The organism is Ruegeria sp. B10, from assembly GCF_056539825.1.
In genome coordinates this window covers 24,689-39,264 of sequence record NZ_JBQFVP010000011.1, presented here as the reverse complement: position 1 = coordinate 39,264, position 14,576 = coordinate 24,689, and the positions used below count along the sequence as shown (strand labels likewise).

The window sequence follows — 14,576 nt, the reverse complement described above, 5'->3', positions numbered from 1 at the left end:
GATCGCTCCCCTGTTCAGGATCGACGATGCAAGGCGCAGGTGTCAAATTCCCGAATACTCCGCTCATTCGAGTGTATTCTTGTAGAAGACGCCGTCTTTCATGATCACGCGAATGGTCTCGAACCCCCGATCCCGCGGTGCTGCATCAAACCACTTTGGATTTGCTCCAAGAACCGACAGATCCTCCAGCGGGTTTCCGTCGGCGATCAGGATGTCTGCATAGGCCCCTTCTTGGATCACCCCCAGTTTGCCAGGGTACGGGTTCCGCTTGCCCGTCAGCTGCGCCAACTCGCCACCGGTTGACGTTGCGGACACCAACATCGCGTGGTTTCCAAACATCTGAGAGAAAAAGTACTTCTCAAAATCCCGGTGCGAACTACCAAAACCAATTGTCGACAATACCGTATCTACGTTGTGCACAACCTTGGGCTTGTGTTTCTTGATGTAGTCAGCAAGATTTTTTGACCCATCAAGATAGGACTCCAGTTTCGGTTTCACCGTCGGCATCGCATAGTTTGGATGATTGAGCAGCTGTGGACCCAAACCCGCAACATTCAGCGCCCAGAAAATCCCCTCATCCGCAATGCGCTTGACGCTCTCTTCGCTCACCATCTGGCCGTGTTCCAGTGATTTCACACCTGCGTCCAGCGCAATGTTCACTGTCTCATCCGTATAGGCGTGGACAGTCACGTAGGTATCAAAGAATGAAGCCGCTTCAACTGCTGCAGCAATTTCATCAACGCTGTATGCCACTGACCAAAGTGGATCGAGTTCTGACGACACTCCCCCACCGGCCATCAGCTTCAGGAAGCTTGCGCCATGGGCGAAGTTCAGTCGCGATGCCTTGCGAATTTCATCCGGGCCGTCAGCGATGTAAGAAAGATTCAGTCTCTTTCCCAATTCGTCAGCTTCATAGTCATAGGTCCGCTGAGTTGGGTTGCGCCAGTCACCATGTCCGGAGGTCGGTCCGATCACTGCCCCTGCGGTGTAAATTCTGGGACCTTCTACAACGCCTCGATCAATCAGTTCTCTCAAACCGGAACCCATTCCACCGGTATCTCGAATAGTCGTGTAGCCATCATAAAGATAGTCGGCTGCGTTCTCGGTAGAGACCGCTCCAATCTGATCCCATTTAGCCGCCTGCATGCCGGCGAATGTCTGAAACACACCAGTAGCATAAATGTGGGTATGGCTGTCGATAAGGCCTGGCATCAGCGTGCGCCCACCGCCGTCAACAAGTGTCGCGCCAGGCGCATCAATACCGTCGGTCGAGACTGTCTTTATGAGATTGCCTTCAACCAGAACATTTGCGTTTTCGATCCGCTCTTCACTAATTCCGTCAAAGATATGCACATTGGTTAACAAGGTCTGCGGGAGTGCGTCCTGCGCCAACGCGCCGCTTGCTGCCAAGGAAACAAGTCCAGCGATTGCTGTCAGTGAGGTCAGTGTCTTCACGTGTCAGTACTCCCATTTCCAAGCTAAGGGGGCGCGGGATGTCGAGGTAAATTCACCCCGCGCGACACTCAATCGAGTGTATTCTTGTAGATCACGCCATCTTTCATGATGAGGTCGATGTTGTTGGTGTAGTCGACCAGGATCTCGGCATCCTCGACTGGGTTACCTTCAACTAGCAACAGATCGGCGTATGCACCCTGTGCGATCACGCCCAGCGGGCCTGCTGTGTAGGGATTGAGTTTTCCTGACAGTGCCAGAAGTTCGGCCGATTTTGACGTGGCCTGTTGCAGGATTTCGTACGAAGTCCACGCCTCCAGCCGGTATTTGAACTCGTCATTCTGCTTGGTCAGAGCCACCGGGTCGCCAATGATATCAGTCGAGAATGCGACGTTTTCGATCTCATACTCTTTCAACAGTTTCATCTGGTTGCGTGCACCGGCCTGAACATCAAGGAATTTGGGCGCTGCCGCAGGGCCAAGCGCCTTCTTCACAACTTCCTCATCAAGCCCAAGCAGGGAATAAAACGGGACAATCCAGGCACCAGAATCCTTGATGGCCTGTGCCGATACTTCAGTCATAAGTTGCCCATGTTCTATGCTGATGACGCCCGCTTCGAGCGACCGCAGGATCGAGTCGTCGTTATAGGCGTGGACCATGACATAGGTTCCCCAATCAGCCGCCGCGCGAACCGAAGCCTCTAACTCTTCCGGTAATCCTTGAACGGTGTGCAACGGATCAACCGAAGATGACACACCACCGCCCGCCATTACCTTGATCTGCACCGCGCCCATACGCAGCGCTTCGCGCGTTGCCCGCAGTACTTCAGGCACGCCATCGGCCAGGAACTCGACATGCTGGTTGAAGAAAGACGGCTGCGCCCCCATGAAGTTCGGATGGGGTTCGGTATAGACCCGATGTTCGCCATGCCCCGAGGTTTGCGAGATCACAGGCCCAGAGGCGTAGATACGCGGGCCAATAGCCTTACCCCGATCAATCGCTTTTTGCAGACCAATTGCCGGGCCACCCGCATCCCGAACGGTTGTAAAACCACGCAGTAGCATTTTCTCGGCTTCAATTGTGGAAACCGCGCCCCAATACATCCAGTCAAAATTGTCCCTCAGGTCCGCGACGGGCTCGGTGATTGCCATATGTACATGCGCATCGATCAAGCCCGGCATCAGCGTGCGACCACCACCGTCAATGATCTGGGCATTGGCGACGGCCAGTGGTTCCACCGATACTTCTGCGATCAGGTTGTCTACGACCAGAACGTTTGCGTTCTCAATTCGCTGTTCATCGACACCGTTAAAAACGTGCACGTTGGTAAATAGGATCGGAAAGCTCTCTTCCTGCGCCAAACCTTGGCCCGCGATTGCCAGGCCTGCAGAAAAGGCTGTCATGGCCACCAGGTGTTTGAATTTCGGTGTCATTGAGGCCCTCCAAATACGAATCACAGATGTATGTTTCTGAATGTGATTTTAGAGTGATTGCCGGATTTTGCCTGACAGTATGGCGGGCTGCGCCAAATTGATTTGGCATTCTGCATGCTTTTGGCACCTTTTTGTGTGTTTTCTGTCTTTCTGTCGTTACCTTCATGATACTTGAGGGCGACATGGACGTATTTGACCAAAACACAAAGAAGGCCTTGCCGCTGGTTCGGGCATCGGTTGCTGCACCCGTGGTAGCTGCTTTGCGTGGCGCCGGTGTTGAACCAGCCTTCGTTCTGGACCCTCTGGGCGTGAGCGAAGCTCAGGTGATGGATCGCCAGAATTTCCTACCACACGAGACGATTTATAAAATCCATCAAGCCGCTGCTGACGCAACATCACCAGACTTCTGCGCGCAAGTTGGTCAATCAATTGACCTTGTTCGGTTTCTGCCCCTTGGTGACATGTTGGCCGAGGCGTTGACGCTAGGCGACTTCTTTACGCGCTACACTCAAGCCGTCTCGAAAGAATCCAACGCTGTCACGCAATCGCTGCTAGTGGAAGGCGAGCATGCTTATTTCAGTGCCAAGCGGAATTTCAGCATTTCGGTTTCGCCCGGACAGACCGACGCATTTCTGGCAAGCATCTGGATATCACTACTGCACCGGGTTCTGGATTTCAGGTGGGACCCGAGCCAGATCATTTTACGGGTAAGCGAACCTGACGTGCTGCCCAAGCACTTTCATGGTGTTCAAGCCATCAAGTGCAGTCCACAGGGATTTTCGATCCGGTTTCCTTCAACCTGGCTGAGCCATCAGTTGCTCTCGGAAACATTGGAAAACCCGTCAGACCTGACAGGCGCTACCCCCGACCAGCATGCGCCTCAAGATTTCTTAGCCGGGCTTCAGGGCCTGATCCGGATTCATCTTGGCGAGCAGGGATTTGGTGTAGACGAACTGGCGCGCCTATGCGGTTTCCACCGGGAGACTTTGAACAATCGGCTGGCCACTTATGGGCTATCAGCATCTCAGGTCATATCTGGTGTCAAACTGGAAGAAGCAAGGAAGCTGCTGGGTCCGGTTGGGAAGTCCGTTGGTGAGACCGCACTGCGGCTTGGTTACGCAGACTCCACCGCGTTTTCGAGGGCCTTCCGAAAATGGTCTGGGATGTCGCCGTCGGCCTTTAAGAAAACGGTGGAGGAACGGGCCTGATCATCTCGGTGCCAATGCTGATCGAGGTTTCTGTTCCTGTAACAAGACTGTACCAAATAGTGGTCTTGATGCTCGGCAAGAAGATCGGTGAACTAGTCCCAAATAGTTGCTAGTCGCCTTGCATCCATTTTTTTGAGGCTGAATTCTGCTAATCAAACTGCAACTTTGATTTAGAAATAACGCTTACACGATTTGAATTTAAAGATCGTATTGACGGAACCTGCAACTAGGTAGGAGCGGGGTCACTAGTTCGATTGTCCACTGGATGCTTCACTTGACCTGACAATTCGTCAACGAGAATAGCCACGTGATGTTAAGGCGCAACGCTCAACATTAATCTGGAACAGTTTATGCGGTTTTGAATTCTATCACGCGGGCAAGATATTGTGGTTTACCCTGAACAAATTGGCCGGGTCATATGTGCCCTTGATCCTAGAAAGCTTGCCACCGTTATCGCCATATGCCCCGGCCATGTGGTCTGCTTCGTCTTCTGGCATGAAGTTGACATACGCACTTCCGCTCGCGTGCGGTTGCATCTGGACGTAAAGTTTTCGCGCCCAATCAATACACTCGGCATCCTTGCCGGGATTCTCCCAACGCGTGTGAACATTCATGATGAAGTGAGCAGATCTTTGGGGATAGGCCGTTGAACCGGCGTCGACGCGCGCCATCGCTCCGCCCACATGGGCAATAAAAACTTCGCACGCCGGGTCAGGAAGATTTGCAATCGCTTTCAGTAAACTTGAGATGGCGTCCGAAGAAAGTTCATCTAAATCATGGCTCTTCCAATAGTTCCTAGCACCTGGTGTTAGAAGCGGGTCAAAAGCGGCCTGCCAGTCTACAAACTTGTGGGGAGAGATCACGTCGGCAATTGGTTCGCCAAGCGCGCGTAGTGCCGCAATAGCTTTTTCACCTTCGTCCATGGACCCGCTATAGCAGGCAGCAAAGATCAACACCTCTCGTCCATGCCACTCAGCTGGCAGAAAGGGTAGAGGAGGCGCTTTCCGCATCACGCTCCAGACGGTCAGTTCCTCCGGGGAATTGTCTGCAATGGTGGCGAATTCGGCCAATAGCTCTGGCGCCTTTTCTATCGGATGAACAATGAGGCCGGAAAGGACGTCGGGTCCTAGCTCATGCAGTTGAAACTCGAAAGAAGTCACCACACCAAAGTTTCCACCCCCTCCTCGAATGGCCCAGAAAAGCTCCGGGTGGCTTGTGGTCGAGGCGGTTACAATGGCTCCGTCTGCGGTCACGACTTCCGCTGAGAGCAAATTGTCGATCGTCATACCAAATTTCCGAGTGGTCCATCCAAAGCCGCCGCCTAGTGTGAGGCCTGCGATGCCCGTAGTCGAATTGATGCCAACGGGAACGGCAAGTGCATGTGCCTGAGTTTCGCGATCCACATCTCCTAGCAGTGCTCCGGGCGCAACCCGAGCAGTTTTGCTGACAGGGTCGACGTGAACCGACCGCATCTGGGACAGATCAAGCATGACCGTTTCATCTGCGACTGCATGTCCCGCTATCTGATGCCCACCTGACCGAATGGACATTATGAGGCCATTGTCGCGTACGAAGTTCACGGCCTTCTGCACATCGCTTGCACCCAAGGCGCGGATCACGAAACCGGGGTAACGTTCGAACATGCTATTCCACGTGGTCCTAGCATCTTCGTATTCCGCAGTGCCCCTATGGTAGACTCCGCCGCGAAGCGAAAAATCAAGAGCGTCTAAAGCGTCTTGGTTTACAGTTGCCGTACTACCATCAAGTGTTTTTAGGTCAAACATGCATTGGCCTCCCTATTGTCAGGTCGGGCTTCTTGCAGGGTTGCCTCAAGCAATTGATATTTCCGTCGCGTTGTCTCGCGACGGCGTTTCATTGAATTAGTAAAATACGATGCTGATCAGGCGAAAATTGCCGGATCAATCCGATCCACAGGCGTTATGACATCGGCGGGAATGTTCAGGCGTTCGGCCGCCTTTCTCAGGCTTTCCTCATCCGGGGCTTCGTACAAGCAGTAGGTTTTGCGCTTGTCTGCGCTGAGAAACGAAAAAATCCACTCGACGCCGACTTCGTCATTGATCTCTTTTATGTGAATTTTGTCATCGTCTGTGACGTTGAGCTGCTCAGCGAAATTTCTTTCAATTATGTACCTTGGCATAAAGTCCCCCAAACCAGATTAATTAGCTTAACTCGCTACTCCTTCGAGCTTTGACCTAAGGGAAACCATACTCAATTTCTGTGAAATTGCCAACGCTTCCCCTTCTAGTTGAAACGCCTGTTCCACATCATTCGGGCGCCCTCGTCGCCTTAATGCAGTAGCAAAAGCCGCCTTACTGTGCGCGACCCAAGGTGGGCATTTCATGCGCGTGTCAATTTCTATGGCCTTCTCAAACATCTTCTCAGCGGCCTCCCAGTCTTTCAGAACCTTACTCAGACTTCCGAGGCGTCGTGCAGCTGCGCCAGTGCAGACTGTAGTGGCCCCAGCGGTGATCGTAAGGTCTTCGTAAGGAGCAAGCATTTCATAGAGCGTCTTGGCGTGTTCCTGATGCTCAATGGCGACACATATGTCGGCCAAATAGGACAATGTCGTTGAATACATGGCGTCGGGGGGAAGATCGAAGCCATTGGCAGCCATTTCGTTCAGTATTCGTTCGGCAGGTTCTTTGTACCCAAGTTCTGCAGCGATAAGACCAAAACCGGGCTTCCATGAAATGTCTTCGGGGCTGTCTGTCATCAGTTTCTTAATCACAGGCGCAACTTCGTGCAGTCGGTTTTGCTCGCGGCGGATCGTGAACATCTGAACTCCAAAGACGCCCTCAACATGTTCCCCATGGGTCTTTCGGCCAATTTTCACCGCCTCGGTGGCGTGTTTCTCAGCTTGTTCAAAATCGCCGTCCATAATTGCAACCATGGCGCGTGCGTGTTTCTGAACCCAATAGAGTTGCAGATGATTGTCCTTTTCCGAAATTTCGGTAAGCAAACCCAAAGAATGGTCCATCAACTCACGGTCGGCCATCTCGGCGCCTACAAACAAGCTCAGAGTTCGGTCCCGCCCTTGGTCGATACTTCCAAGATGCTCGGCCACACCGTGCATCGCCTCCAGATTTTCGCGCCAATGACGGGCTTCTCTTCCCTTCCGCGCAACGAATGGGGCCCCAAAATGCATCATCATTACCGAGAACTGCGATTTATAGTCTCCCAGTTTTGCGGCCAGTTCCATGGACTGCTGGCCAAAACGCGCACCTTCGGAGAACTGACCGACGAACATGTGCGCGCGCGCGAGTTGGCTCATCAGTCTGCACCGACGGACTTCATCGGCATCGGGCAAGTCTTTTAATGCATTGTCGCAGAGATCGATTGCTTCATTGTGCCTTTCGCTGGACATCATGCATGAGTCGGCGAAGTGGTTGGCCGCGTCAGCAGCCAATTCCACATCGTTCACCGCCCGCGCTGCGTTGGAGGCGTCTTTCAGAACTGCTATCCCTTCAGGCAATTGGCCTAGGCTGTCATGGCTGCGACCAACAAGGATCTTGCCTTTGATCAATTCTGTTTTGGAGTCTGATCCAAGTTTTTCAGCAGCTTGCAGCGTTTCTCTGGCGTTCGTCATCGCCTCTTGGCTGGCAGATCGCGCCAACGCCATCTCTGTCGCAATTTGCCATTTTTCGAACGCAGCGCTCCAATCCTTAGCTTCTGAAAGGTGTCGGGCGACCAGTTCGGGACGACGCTCGATCTCGGCGGACCTTGTCTGCATCAACGCACGCGCCACATCCGCATGCTGTTGTTTTCGAGTTGAGCTCAGCATGGACTGATAGGCGGTATCGCGGATAAGGGCATGACGGAATACAAAGTGCCCGCGATTGTGCCCGCTTTCGAAGATTATGCCTGTTCGCGAAAGTTCTTCGAGGCAATTGTTGATATCAGAATCTTCAAGACGCATCGCTGCATTCAAAATGCTCGGCTCAAACTCTCTGCCAATAACAGAGCCTGTAAGCGCGACCTGTTTTGCCTTAGGCGAAACCGCATCAAGACGCGCCATCAAAGCGCCTTTCAGAGACGAGGGTATATGGATTTGCCCTTGCTCACCTGCTTCCACAATCGTTCGCGTCAATTCCTCCACGAACAAAGGTACACCGTCGGTCTTTTCAATGATTTTAGCAATCAGGGCATCGTCCGGTTTTTTGCCTGTGATGTTTGCGACAAGGTGTGAAACATGCGCAGAATCGAACCGGCGCAGTACGAGTGACTGAACGTGCGTGTCCCCATCCTCGCGGGCCAATTCCCACCCAGGCCTGTGGGTAATCAGGATCATCAGAGGAAGGTCGCTGGAAATCGACTTAAACCGCTCCAACAAGGCTTGTGTGGAAGGATCGATCCAATGCGCATCTTCTACACACAGAACAACCGGGCACACGTCTGATCGCACCTGCACTGTGTGAATCAAAGTTTGGATTGTGATGTCGCGCTGCTCCTGCGGCGACATCTCGAGCACCTTTTGGGCCAGCGCACTACGAGGTGCAACCAAAGCTGCGAAGACAGGCAGAACTTGTTCCCAGTCCAGTCCCGGCCGTCTTTCCAGCATCTTCCTGACATGTTCAAGGATCAGATTGTCATCGAAGTCCGGTTCGACACCTGCGTCCTGGGATATCCGTTGGGCAACCGGATGAAAGGGGCTACTGCTGAGATAAGGAGAACAATTCAGCCTTATGATATCTGCCTGGTCGTTCGCGGTGATATCTGCGAGGAATTCCTCTGTAAGTCGCGATTTCCCAATCCCGGCTTCACCGGACAGCAACACAACCTCTCCATGACCATTCTGGGCACGTTGCCATGATTGCAGCAGAATACCTTTTTCGTAGTCCCGGCCGATCATAACACTGTCGACTTCATCGCGATGTGCGGCTCGGAACCGGCTTTCCGCACTGCGTTCCGACACCACTTTCAGTAGAGTCCGAGGCTCAGCAAAACCCTTTAGCTCTTTCTTGCCAAGAGATTTGTATTCAAAAATCCGATGCAAAGCGGTCTCGGTTTCTTCTGCCGACAACACGACCGAGTTTGGTTCCGCAAATTCTTGAATTCGCGCCGCAAGATTGACAACTGGGCCCGTCATGGCCCCTTCTTCATATGTGTTTTCACCGATATTATCGCCGACAACGACATCACCACTCGCAATGCCCAGCCTTACTGACAAGCGCTCTCCGTCCGGGGTTTTGAGTTCGCTGACGCGATGAACGGCCTCAAGACCGGCTTTGATCGCCCGAATTGCGTGATCTTCGTAGGCCCTCGGCCAGCCAAAAAACACGAGAAGACCGTCGCCCAAGTATTTTGCAACATAGCCACCATATCGACTTACGGCGCCCGCAACGGCGTCTTGGTAGTTCTGTAGCAACTCCCGCATATCTTCGGGGTCGAAACGATTGGTGAGTTCCGTCGAGCCGACGAGATCGGCAAACAAAACAGTTACGTGGCGCTTCTCCGCAGTGGCCGGTTCACCATGCTTACTTTTGAGTGGATCGTCACTTTGTGAATGGTTTGAGATGGGTGCGTTTACGTTTTCCGGGGGGTCTTCACGGGATGCTTGTGGCGATGAAGTTGCGCGTTGCTGGCCGCCTAACTCTTGCACTGCGGCGAGGATGATCTTGCGGTGGCCAAGGCTCACCCCGAGCTCTTTTAAGTCGTCGTCTGACAGAAGTGGCAAAACACGCGCATCGATATCATTTGCCGCAAAAACATCTGCGTACTGACACAGTTCGAGATCTTTCAACCACTTTTCAATTTCAACCAACATCTTTGGATCATGCTGGGATACGCATCACTAATCAAGAATACGCATTCAAAACGGGATGACCTTTAATGAATAACTCCAGAATACCATTACCTTCGGATCAACCGAATAGGTCGGTTCTTGCCCCAGCATTCTAGAATTGCGCAACTTGCTAATTTGCTGCACGTATTTGATGATTTGTCTTTGAAGAGAGCTGTATCCGCGATGTGCGAGTGCGTGCAGCGCTAGGCCACATTAGCGCAGTGAGCGTCTTCTTTGATGGGCCGCGACGCGGCATACAGACTCAGCAATGTAGGGCAGCTTTGCGCCGCACAAGATGAGCTAACTCGCCAAACCTCTACAGATGCTGTGCTACCTCTGAGGTCGGTTGTGAGCCCACTTTGCCGGATGTTGCATTGGGCAAGAACGTCTGCTCTCGGGAAGCGAGCCAAAACGATCGTTTTTGACGCCTACAACACCAACGAACACGCGCTGAGTGACTTGTGACTTGGTCGGCTGCTTTGGGTCAGGAGCGGTGTTCACATTATTATTGCATTATTGCGTGCGACAGTTTGCATTGCTTTACTATTTAAGAGTTCTCCGTGGTTCCATTGGGAGTTTTTAATAATGCGATTGACGTTTTTGACTATGTGCACTTGTGCTTTGCCAACGCTCGCGTCCGCCGCGGATGTTGGGCAGGAAGCAATTGACGGCTGTATCGACCAATTGCGCGTTGTAGGTGGTCCAGATGGACAAGGTGGTACGGTGCTCTCTACCGAGTTTTCTGAAGCAAACTCGCTTGTCATGTTGCAAGACAGAGGCGAAACAATCTGGCGATGCCTTGTCTCAAACGATGGTCAGGTTGCAGAATTGAGCGTTGCACAAGCCGCAGATGACGGCGGTGGTGCGATGGTGGGCTCTTCTGGCACAGGCGCGCCAAGCACGGAGCGCGTGGAGTTCGCAAGTGGCACTTCCGGTGCGGAGCTGACCGGCTCCCTCCTGCCACAAGAGAATCGGCGTTATATCCTGGGTGCGCGCGACGGTCAGTTCCTTTATTTCCGTCTCGCCGCGAACGGACCCGGAATGACCTATGTGATATATAATCCGGACGGGTCTGTGCTGCTCGATGAAACGGACGCGGCGCAAGAGTATCGTGGGCAGCTCTGGCAGTCGGGAGATCACGTGATCGAGGTCTACAACACTTCCAACGGTGCACAGTCCTACAACGTGATCTTTGGCATCGAATGACATGAACACGGAAGAGTTTCCTTATCGTAATGGAGATTCCATGAAGAATCCGCTTATGCTGGTTTGTGCATTTGCGACACTCGGCGCGGTGGTGGGTTGCGTGGAGACATCAAGCCCCACTGCACCTTCAACTGACCAGCCGTCCGAAGGAAGCTCCGCCGATCTTTCCGCATTTGAAGGTGCGCGGGCCGGTCAGGCCGAGATGGGCATTCAAAACCTCGGCTACGAGTTGATCCGGACAGACGGTCTAACCGCCTTCTGGTTTAACCGCAGCACGGGTGCCTGCGCGCGTATGACAACTGCCAATGGCCGTTATTCGGATGTCACGATGCTGCCCGCCGCAAATTGCTAACGCTTTAGGTCGTGGCTGAGCACTTGGTCTGATCGAAAGGAAGTTTCATGAAATACACGCTTGCAGCCGCAACACTGTTCGTCGTTTTGGCAGGATGTGCAGAAGAGCAATCATTCACCACGGAAGCGGATATTTCCGAAGCAAACCGCAACACCGAATGCCCTGTGGATGTATCGGAAGCGGATCGCGCGAACTATCCGGCGTGCAACTAATCTGACAGCGGCACGCGGTGAATCTCACTTACACTTACCAAAGAGATTAAGCAGTGTCAGGATCGGCAAATGCCTGTCGTTGGGTTGTTCGAACCGTTGGGGTCTTGTACCTCATAGCACTCGCTCTGTTTCTGGTCGGCACCTTCGGGCTTTTTGCTCAGCAGCGAGACCCTCTATCCGGTATCTTCCTGCTGCCTCTAGGCTTGCCATGGGTTCTTTTGACAGATGGTTTTCCAGAGTCTTGGCGCCCATGGCTTGCGAGTCTGGCTCCGGCGCTCAATCTTGTAATCCTAACGTTGCTTTGCCGTCGCATAAAACAACGCCAATAGACATCATTTCAGTTTTCTGAAAGGAACGCTGTGAGCCTCGATATTCCACATATGATTGTCACCGTAGCAATCAGCTTTGCTGTCCTCTGGGGCCTCGATCAGACGCCATTTTTTGCGAACATGCCGAAACGAAAAGCAACAGTGCTTAAGCTTGTCACCCTATTCGTTGCAATCTTAATTCTGAACCTAATCTGGCCTTACGGGTCGAAGGGCTAACCCGAGACGCAGCTTTGAGGGTCGTAGCTGCAGATTGGTAGTACACCGACGTCGCGCCTTTCGAAGGCAGCCGACCGTCCAAGTTCGAAGTGACGGCGTAATGGTTGCGAAACACTGATGCGAGGAACATAGGGTCACAGGGTTCACCGACACCCACGTGCAGTCTTTTTTGAGATCGGGTGCCTTGTCTGCAGAACGATTGATCGCTGTGACGACTAAATTCTTTGCGAGCGCAGCATCGAGGACAAGCTTACCTGTCCGCCCATTCGCGCCCAAAAGAACGGGCTTAAAAACCTTCTCCTTTCGATCAGGAACTGCACTTGCGACCTGCCCTCAGGCGGAGAGGCAAATCTTGTTGCTGTCCAGATCCCTGACGTAGGCCGAGAAACGCGGTCCCCGTTGGTTCGGCTCGCCTTCGCTCGTGCCACCTAGCTCGATGGCCAATGCATAAAGCCTTTCGACCTCTTCAGCCGACCCGACGCTGAAGCCGACCATGGTTCCGTTTCCATTGGTGGCAGGGTTTTCGTCGAACGGGATGGCGACTGCAAAGGCAAAGCCAGGTCCGAGCCAGTATGTCATTCTGTCGGTGGGCGAGACACGCTCCATACCCGTTTGACCAAAAAGCTGATCATAAAAGTGCGTTGCGGCGGCCATGTCGTTGGTACCGACGACGAAGTAGTTCATTTGCATGGTGCGATGTCCGTTGAGATAGCGCGGAGTGTTGAGTGCGTCACTTAACTGTCAGTTTAAAAAACTCGATCAGCTGACCGTTCGGATCGGTGATCTTGAGCAGGTGGATGCCAGGCTCTTCAATGATTTCCGGGGTGGTCGCTCCGGCGGCAATGGCGCGCGCGTGCAGGACCTCAAGATCGGCGGATTGCAGGTGGGGAACTGCGCCCGAACCTGCCTCGGCCCCCGGTGCGTACTTATCCCGTGACACGATCGCGAACCAGCCACCAGCCACGTCGAACGCCACGAATTCTGGTAGCTCGATTGTCGGTTCACTGTCGAACAGGGCGCGGTAGAAGGCCTCAGATTCCTCCATGTTGTCGGTCGGCACATAGGCGCCCATGGCCATGATCGTCGCAGTTCCCCGCCGCTCGGAAGACTCCGCTGCGAGTGTTGTTGGCAGAACAGCGGCGAGGGTTAAGGCTATGAAACGTCTCATATTCTGATCTCCTTGGTTGAAGCCTTTCCTGCTTTTACCGCGCCTATGCTGACAGCGTGTTGTCAGCATGGTGTCAGTATGATCTGTTTCTTAGAAAGGAGATCACATGAGGCGCGGCGACAGGCTATTTGAAGTCATCGAGATTCTGAGGCGCGCCAAAGGCCCGATCTCAGCCCAGTCCATTGGTGAGGAACTGGGCGTGACCAAGCGCACGGTGTATCGTGATATTGCTGCGCTGATGGGGCAGGGCGTGCCAATAAATGGCGAGGCCGGTGTCGGCTATGTGTTGGAGCCCGGCTTTCATATGCCACCGCTAATGCTGACCCCGGATGAGATCGAGGCTGTTACGCTTGGTGTGCTGTGGGTCCAGACCCGAGGCGAACCCGAGCTTGCGCTGGCGGCTGAGAAGTTGATCACCAAGCTAGAAGCTGTCGCTCCTGACAAGTACCGGACGTCGTTTCTTCAGTCAGCCGTCAGCGTCGCGCCCGTCGCTCAGCCGGATGAAGTGCTCGGCGCGGCGGCCATTCGTCTGGCCATTCGGTGTCGCAAAAAGATAGCCTTGAAGTATTCAGATAACTCAGGCCAAAAGACCCGTCGCGTGATATGGCCCATACTGCTGGGTTATCGAGACACCAGCCGCATCATCGCCGCATGGTGCGAGATGCGAGAAGGTTTTCGTTACTTTCGGACAGAGCGGATCATTGACGCGGAGGTCCTCGAAGACATTATTCCTCGGCGAATGGACCTACTCCGCGCCGAATGGCGCTATGCAGGTGATGCAGAACGAAAGCGCTATGAAGAAGGGGCATAGGGCGGGGCTTGCCGCAGGACCGCTTTGCGAAATCTGCAGCGCAGCGGAGCGCTGGTTCAAAAACCGCTCCGATCAGATTCGTGATGTCATCCGCTCCCAATCAGAGCAACTTTTACGCGACCGTCTTTAACAACATGGATGCCGTGATCACGTGTCGGAGCGGCTTCTCGCGCTTCTGTTAGGGGGAGAGGGAAAACATGCCGAATTGCTTCGAAAAAATGGAAGCTGGTCAGCGCCAAATTCGGAGCATTTGGTAACCGCAATCCATTTGCGTACCAGGGCGACCCGCTCGCGCATCTGACCAAGCTCTTTGAGCCAGAGCGTTTTGAGGGTATCTTCCAGAAAGACCGTCTGCACAACCGATGGGCCATGATCTGGTGCACGGC

Annotated in this window: 12 protein-coding genes; 5 read left to right on the top strand and 7 right to left on the bottom strand. The window is 53.4% G+C overall.

Features of this window, described 5'->3' with window-relative positions; genetic code table 11:
- Positions 1-63: 63 nt before the first annotated feature.
- Positions 64-1,455: an amidohydrolase family protein gene (locus ACR0J4_RS15835; RefSeq protein WP_170643603.1), complete on the bottom strand. Its 1,392-nt coding sequence runs from the start codon at positions 1,453-1,455 to the stop codon at positions 64-66.
- Between the two features lie 68 nt (positions 1,456-1,523).
- Positions 1,524-2,885, bottom strand: a complete 1,362-nt coding sequence (locus tag ACR0J4_RS15830; RefSeq protein ID WP_170643604.1) for an amidohydrolase family protein — start codon at positions 2,883-2,885, stop codon at positions 1,524-1,526.
- Positions 2,886-3,067: 182 nt separating this feature from the next.
- On the opposite strand from ACR0J4_RS15830, the gene ACR0J4_RS15825 reads away from it, so the two are divergent.
- The gene (locus tag ACR0J4_RS15825; RefSeq protein WP_170643605.1) at positions 3,068-4,093 is read left to right on the top strand and encodes a helix-turn-helix domain-containing protein; all 1,026 of its coding nucleotides are present in this window, start codon (positions 3,068-3,070) and stop codon (positions 4,091-4,093) included.
- A 368-nt stretch (positions 4,094-4,461) separates the two neighbouring features.
- On the opposite strand, the gene ACR0J4_RS15820 is transcribed toward ACR0J4_RS15825, so the two are convergent.
- From ACR0J4_RS15820 to ACR0J4_RS15810, 3 genes are all read right to left on the bottom strand, one after another.
- The gene (locus ACR0J4_RS15820) at positions 4,462-5,877 is read right to left on the bottom strand and encodes an FAD-binding oxidoreductase (RefSeq protein WP_170550064.1); all 1,416 of its coding nucleotides are present in this window, start codon (positions 5,875-5,877) and stop codon (positions 4,462-4,464) included.
- A 116-nt stretch (positions 5,878-5,993) separates the two neighbouring features.
- Positions 5,994-6,251: a DUF4242 domain-containing protein gene (locus tag ACR0J4_RS15815; protein WP_170376838.1), complete on the bottom strand. Its 258-nt coding sequence runs from the start codon at positions 6,249-6,251 to the stop codon at positions 5,994-5,996.
- Between the two features lie 27 nt (positions 6,252-6,278).
- Entirely contained in the window at positions 6,279-9,878 is a 3,600-nt protein-coding gene (locus ACR0J4_RS15810; RefSeq protein WP_170643607.1) for an adenylate/guanylate cyclase domain-containing protein, read from the bottom strand.
- 603 nt (positions 9,879-10,481) lie between these two features.
- On the opposite strand from ACR0J4_RS15810, the gene ACR0J4_RS15805 reads away from it, so the two are divergent.
- Genes ACR0J4_RS15805 through ACR0J4_RS15795 form a run of 3 tightly spaced genes read left to right on the top strand, consistent with a single transcriptional unit; the run spans position 10,482 to position 11,666 of the window.
- Positions 10,482-11,102, top strand: coding sequence for a PNPOx family protein (locus ACR0J4_RS15805; protein ID WP_170643608.1), 621 nt, complete (start codon positions 10,482-10,484; stop codon positions 11,100-11,102).
- Positions 11,103-11,142: 40 nt separating this feature from the next.
- Positions 11,143-11,454, top strand: coding sequence for a hypothetical protein (locus ACR0J4_RS15800; RefSeq protein ID WP_170643609.1), 312 nt, complete (start codon positions 11,143-11,145; stop codon positions 11,452-11,454).
- 47 nt (positions 11,455-11,501) lie between these two features.
- Entirely contained in the window at positions 11,502-11,666 is a 165-nt protein-coding gene (locus ACR0J4_RS15795) for a hypothetical protein (RefSeq protein ID WP_170376127.1), read from the top strand.
- An 878-nt stretch (positions 11,667-12,544) separates the two neighbouring features.
- Here ACR0J4_RS15795 and ACR0J4_RS15790 read toward each other — a convergent pair.
- Both ACR0J4_RS15790 and ACR0J4_RS15785 read right to left on the bottom strand, forming a co-directional pair.
- Positions 12,545-12,901, bottom strand: coding sequence for a VOC family protein (locus ACR0J4_RS15790; RefSeq protein ID WP_170643611.1), 357 nt, complete (start codon positions 12,899-12,901; stop codon positions 12,545-12,547).
- A gap of 40 nt (positions 12,902-12,941) precedes the next feature.
- A complete protein-coding gene (locus ACR0J4_RS15785) occupies positions 12,942-13,379 on the bottom strand; it encodes a VOC family protein (protein ID WP_170643612.1) in 438 nt (145 codons plus the stop codon).
- Positions 13,380-13,485: 106 nt separating this feature from the next.
- Here ACR0J4_RS15785 and ACR0J4_RS15780 point away from each other — a divergent pair, with 106 nt between their 5' ends.
- Positions 13,486-14,190, top strand: coding sequence for a helix-turn-helix transcriptional regulator (locus tag ACR0J4_RS15780; RefSeq protein WP_170643613.1), 705 nt, complete (start codon positions 13,486-13,488; stop codon positions 14,188-14,190).
- The last annotated feature ends 386 nt before the right edge of the window (positions 14,191-14,576 follow it).

Coding starts and splice junctions, on each gene's coding strand:
- ACR0J4_RS15790 (WP_170643611.1), bottom strand. CDS start 12,901: ATGCAAATGAACTACTTCGTCGTCGGTACCAACGACATGGCCGCCGCA.
- ACR0J4_RS15815 (WP_170376838.1), bottom strand. CDS start 6,251: ATGCCAAGGTACATAATTGAAAGAAATTTCGCTGAGCAGCTCAACGTC.
- ACR0J4_RS15820 (WP_170550064.1), bottom strand. CDS start 5,877: ATGTTTGACCTAAAAACACTTGATGGTAGTACGGCAACTGTAAACCAA.
- ACR0J4_RS15800 (WP_170643609.1), top strand. CDS start 11,143: ATGAAGAATCCGCTTATGCTGGTTTGTGCATTTGCGACACTCGGCGCG.
- ACR0J4_RS15785 (WP_170643612.1), bottom strand. CDS start 13,379: ATGAGACGTTTCATAGCCTTAACCCTCGCCGCTGTTCTGCCAACAACA.
- ACR0J4_RS15805 (WP_170643608.1), top strand. CDS start 10,482: ATGCGATTGACGTTTTTGACTATGTGCACTTGTGCTTTGCCAACGCTC.
- ACR0J4_RS15780 (WP_170643613.1), top strand. CDS start 13,486: ATGAGGCGCGGCGACAGGCTATTTGAAGTCATCGAGATTCTGAGGCGC.
- ACR0J4_RS15795 (WP_170376127.1), top strand. CDS start 11,502: ATGAAATACACGCTTGCAGCCGCAACACTGTTCGTCGTTTTGGCAGGA.
- ACR0J4_RS15810 (WP_170643607.1), bottom strand. CDS start 9,878: ATGTTGGTTGAAATTGAAAAGTGGTTGAAAGATCTCGAACTGTGTCAG.
- ACR0J4_RS15830 (WP_170643604.1), bottom strand. CDS start 2,885: ATGACACCGAAATTCAAACACCTGGTGGCCATGACAGCCTTTTCTGCA.
- ACR0J4_RS15825 (WP_170643605.1), top strand. CDS start 3,068: ATGGACGTATTTGACCAAAACACAAAGAAGGCCTTGCCGCTGGTTCGG.